5 protein-coding genes are annotated in these 4,013 nt (G+C 37.9%); all 5 read left to right on the top strand.

All coding sequences use genetic code 11. The features are described from left to right. The first annotated feature begins 683 nt into the window (after positions 1-683). Positions 684-1,376, top strand: a complete 693-nt coding sequence (locus tag V7150_RS25700; RefSeq protein ID WP_335523959.1) for a DUF4176 domain-containing protein — start codon at positions 684-686, stop codon at positions 1,374-1,376. Positions 1,377-1,392: 16 nt separating this feature from the next. Beyond that, on the top strand, positions 1,393-1,617 hold the full coding sequence (locus tag V7150_RS25695) for a hypothetical protein (protein WP_335523957.1): 225 nt from the start codon (positions 1,393-1,395) through the stop codon (positions 1,615-1,617). Between the two features lie 19 nt (positions 1,618-1,636). Continuing rightward, a complete protein-coding gene (locus V7150_RS25690; RefSeq protein WP_335523953.1) occupies positions 1,637-1,945 on the top strand; it encodes a hypothetical protein in 309 nt (102 codons plus the stop codon). Beyond that, positions 1,942-3,750, top strand: coding sequence for a hypothetical protein (locus V7150_RS25685; protein WP_335523948.1), 1,809 nt, complete (start codon positions 1,942-1,944; stop codon positions 3,748-3,750). Before V7150_RS25690 ends, V7150_RS25685 begins: the two co-directional genes overlap by 4 nt. A 29-nt stretch (positions 3,751-3,779) precedes the next feature. After that, positions 3,780-4,013, top strand: a 234-nt coding sequence (locus tag V7150_RS25680) for a SecY-interacting protein Syd (protein WP_335523961.1), incomplete at its 3' end; no start/stop codon positions are given.

Below are 4,013 nucleotides of genomic sequence, written 5' to 3'. Positions count from 1 at the left end.
GATTAAAGCAATAGTAGAATGGCTATGTTACTAAAAGATCTAATATAATTAAATTAAGGATAGGAATTTGTAAAGAAATGTACTTAAACAAACGGAGTGCTTAAGTTTAAGAACGGGGGGTGCTGTTGCACCTCTTTTTTTGTATTCAACAAATTATTAGGCTGAATACTCGAGTTTTCAATTAAAAGTCGAAGACACAGCAATATAATTACTGTGTCTTTGAGTTCTTTTGGTTGTTGCCTGCAAAAAAAGCTGCACAAAGAAGGAAAACAGTTCCTAAGCCAATACCAACACCTGCTGCACTTGAGTGCTGGGTCCACTTATACCCGCTCTCCTGCTTTTTTGCCAAATTCCATCACAGCTAATGAAAAAGAATAGGGTATTCTAGGCATTTCTTCCTATTTTTACCGTAAATTTCCTAAAATTCTTGTAGAAAAGAACCGTAGTTTAGTAAAATATGTGATATGCATTTACATTTTTAACCATTAGTTACATAGTTGTGAATTTCTCTATCAACAAAGCAATTTCCCAATATATTAGAGTTAATTATGCCCGATCTATAAAGTTTCGTTCTAAATGAATATAAAAGTAATATTTTCCTAAAATAGGTAAATGTTTATAAATTATTGAGTATATAGCAAAAAGTTCGTTTCATCTAAATGAAGAAAGTAGGAGGGAAACATTTGTTGAGAGTAAACAGGAAAAAACAATTAAAAGCATTGGCAATGGAAAAAATCCATCAGCTGATTTACTCATCAGACAGCACAGTACCATTGGAGTTTGGGCCAGTCATCAATGAGTTTGCGGATACATTCCTGGAAGACGAATCGATTTTTGAACATCTGAATGATGCGTACAGACAAAGACTTGCATCTTTAGATTTATTTAGTCAAGGTATCGATATTTCATACAGGAAAGAACATCATGTACATACGATCACCTATTTAAATCAGCAGTTTTCATTGGATGATGCTTCTTATGTTAATTACTTGTCCAGTTCCATCGAAATCATGCGTGAGGTATTGCCATTAGGCTCTGTAGTTGAATTAGATCCAAATTTTTTCAAACCGGACCCGTCGAGCTCCAAACCTGTAAAAGTCGTGATCAAGGGCAGATTTATCGCGCCAAAAGGGTACCAATCATATTTTCCTTATGCAGGAGTTGTGTATCCATTGGGGGAAATAAAAAAAGACACGGTCATCTACTTTACTTACCCATTAATCAAGAGTGTCGTCCATGTTGGTTTTAAAGACGAAATGGAAGAGTCCTTTGAACTGCTGATGAAAAAGGAAATGATTGTGGATAAAGGCATGAAATCGATTGAATTTTCTTCAGAGGACATGAAGAAGCTCCAAAGTGAAATAATTCAAAAGTAAAAGCAGGTGAGCGTTAATGCGGTTATATGATTATGATTTTTGTCACAATCTCGTCTATGGGGGATGGGATTTCGGAATCATCAATAATCTAAGAGATGCAAGAGATGAAATCAAGCAGAACTTTGAAGAGATGGATTTTGAGAATGCCTCCGTACACGAGGAAATGCGGGGGATTGTGGATGAAATGATCTCAGAGATCGACCAGCTGATTTCGACCATCCAATCCGTCCAATTTCGATAAGGTATAGGAGAGAATGTAGATGGCAAACCAAGACATCAAATTGAATATAATTGAGCTTCAAGCGGCGTTAAGTTCTCTTAAAGCAAGCATTCAAGAGTTTGATAGTTACACAAATAATTTTCGTTCCTCTACCAGAGGCCAGTTAAAAAGCTTTAACTCCGATTTTGTCGAGGAAATGGATGCTCTCTTGGACAATATGAATGATGACAGCAATACGAAATTACTTGAGAATCTGGATGCCATCCATCAAGCGGGAGAAATTTTAGTGGCTAAAATGAAAGAAACAGATGAGAAGATTGGCCAAGTGATCAGGAGTGGTTCGAAATGAAGAACGATCTAAAAATCAATTATGGCATTCTGGACGGAATCATCGAACAGCTGCATGTCTATAAAAATGCACTGAATACGATGCATTCGTCCTTGGCTAAAATTTCAGCTGTCATCGCAGAAAATCGAGGGGAAAGCATCGATGCCTGGGAGGAAAGAATACAAGATTCGCAGAATTATATAAAAGACTATCAAGAGCAAGTAAACGATCTCTTGTCCTTATTCGAAAATTATGTAGGGGAAACAACGGCCTATATTACACCTTTAGCGAGACATGCGATGATGAGGGTCGATCGGAATGATATTTGGATTAACCTACAGCAGATGGAAACCGGCATTATGAATAACTTGCCGAAAGCATACCTGACGGCGAACAGGGAGCCGTTCCCTACCTTTTTCTTATCAGACGAAGAGAAAGAAAGGGAGATAGAAAAAAGCAGAAGCAATCAAGCAAAGCTGCAAATGATCCGCCGCGAAATCCAATCTTCACAAAGATCCCTCGACAACAAAATGGAACAGCTTTGGCGTCTGTATAACTCGAAAGTGAAGAACTTTGAAATCGTCGATGATCAATATCAAGTTAAAGCTTTAAAAATGAAGTACAAGTATACGAGCATTTTTGAGGGCATGTGGGATGCAATCGAGGATATGTCAAAGGATATATTTGATCTTCTGAGAGGAGTAGCTGTCGGTCTGTACTCCATTGTAACTGGATTGGCAACACTCGTAATAGACGTGGGGATCGTAGCGGTATCCAGTGTGATTCCAGATACTATTGAGCCTGACTTCATCAATAAAGCAGCGAATAAAAGAATCGATCAATACACCGAAGCACTCGTCGAAGCGATCAAGGACCCGATCGGCGTAGTTGAATCTATCTCTCAATCGATCTCGGATACCTATGAAGAGGAAGGTATCATGTACGTAACAGGAAATGCGGCTTCCTCATTCATACCTATTGTGGGGATGGCCACTAAACTTTCAAAGATATCAAAGCTGACCAGCAAAATTCCTGACTCAAAACCAAAGCCGGTTTCTGATACAATAAAAGTAAAGGTAGATGACCTCGTCAAGAACAATAAGGTCTTTGAAGGTTTCAAGAAGGGGACTCTTCAGTTTGTAAAGGGCGTCAAGGGCGGAGCCGTTATTTTCATGGATGGCGTAGTAGGCGGAATGAAAAAGCTGGTCAACCCAGACCATAACGTCGTCTACAGCACAGGTGGCCCTATGCCATGGAAAGTAACAAATCCTAAGATTGTTCAGGAGAGTATTGAGGATGTTGTTAGTAAGTTTGCGGTGAAGGTTGAGGGAAAGGGTACGGGTGAAGCGGTTAAGAAGATGGGCGATATTGATGATCCTATTAGAGCCTACCGTGGTGCTGATTTAAGTAAGCTAGAAGCTAAATATACTGCTGATCAGCGGTTAATTGTTGAGATGCCTTATGTTGGTAAGGGGCAAAAAAATACAAACGCAGAAGGTTGGTTACGTGATAAAGATCTTTATTGGAAAGAGATGTTAGAGAAGCACCCAGAAGCTTTTAATAAGTCAAATAAACAAAAAATAGAATTAGGTTTCACGCCTATAAACAATCCGACATTTAGAAAGTATTTTCCTCAATATGATTTAAAAGAATTGTATAATGATACTCTTATACACCATCATATTGGTGGTGGGGGTCAAGCGGTTGCGGTGCCTTCAAAACTACATCCTGGTTTAGGTGGTATTCATAATGCTGAGAAAGCCGCAGGGGTTTGGGGAAATGACCAAAAATATGCTGAACTATTAGAAAAATTCTTAGAAAAGTGAAGGTGATTTCATTGACAATGAAAGATGCTATGAACAAATATTTCAATTTAAGAAAAGAATACTTTGACAAAGGTTTAGATTTTCTATTTAAAACATCATACAATGAAGATGTTGAATCATTCATTTATCAAGGTGAAATGGATGATGAAGAGGAGATTTTGTGGAAACCTGTTGAAAAAAATACTAAGCACCATTTGATGGACATTGAAGAACGATTAAGTATTAAACTACACACTTCGATTAATGACTATTTTAATTCTTAC

The sequence above is a fragment of the Neobacillus drentensis genome (assembly GCF_036965245.1).
Taxonomy (GTDB): domain Bacteria; phylum Bacillota; class Bacilli; order Bacillales; family Cytobacillaceae; genus Neobacillus; species Neobacillus drentensis_G.
This window is presented reverse-complemented; position numbering and strand designations above follow the sequence as displayed.

Bases quoted from the DNA above. Each gene is read 5' to 3' on its own strand.
- V7150_RS25695 (WP_335523957.1), top strand. From the start codon at position 1,393: ATGCGGTTATATGATTATGATTTTTGTCACAATCTCGTCTATGGGGGA.
- V7150_RS25690 (WP_335523953.1), top strand. From the start codon at position 1,637: ATGGCAAACCAAGACATCAAATTGAATATAATTGAGCTTCAAGCGGCG.
- V7150_RS25685 (WP_335523948.1), top strand. From the start codon at position 1,942: ATGAAGAACGATCTAAAAATCAATTATGGCATTCTGGACGGAATCATC.